The organism is Metalysinibacillus jejuensis (assembly GCF_003057615.1).
GTDB lineage: Bacteria > Bacillota > Bacilli > Bacillales_A > Planococcaceae > Metalysinibacillus > Metalysinibacillus jejuensis.
Genome location: NZ_QAFW01000169.1, coordinates 1 through 432, shown reverse-complemented (window position 1 = coordinate 432; position 432 = coordinate 1). Strand labels below are relative to the sequence as shown.

At 40.0% G+C, this 432-nt stretch carries 1 protein-coding gene; it reads right to left on the bottom strand.

Going from position 1 to position 432, the window contains the following annotated elements; genetic code table 11:
• Positions 1-432: hypothetical protein (locus tag DDE80_RS15240; protein ID WP_161952363.1), on the bottom strand; the 432-nt coding region annotated here is incomplete at both ends.

Sequence of the window (432 nt, the reverse complement as noted above, 5' to 3'; positions counted from 1 at the left end):
GTTGTCCATCAGCTACTGATGCTTCTTCAGGGAAAATTCCATCAGCTCCACCAAAGCGAATTTCTTCCGTAATCGGTGATTGTTCTTTAGGTAGAAAATCTTCATAGGAAGGCGCAACTTCAATTAAAGGCACTTCAGGCTGTTCAAACACTGGAGGCTCCGGTATTACTTCAGTGATTGGTGCAACCTCTTGAATTACTGGCTTTTCTGGTAATGGAACTTGTTGAAGATCAATAGGAGCCTGTTGGTCAAATTGAAATAGTCCACCTTCTACAGATTCGTCAAATTGACAATCGACATCCCATTTAAACGTACAATTTGAACCATCATAAACAAAAGAGGAAACATCATTAACACAAACCTGTGGTGTGCACTCAAAAGCAACCTTATCGCGAGGTAAATCTACCTCCAAAGGTAAAGCATATTCAAAAT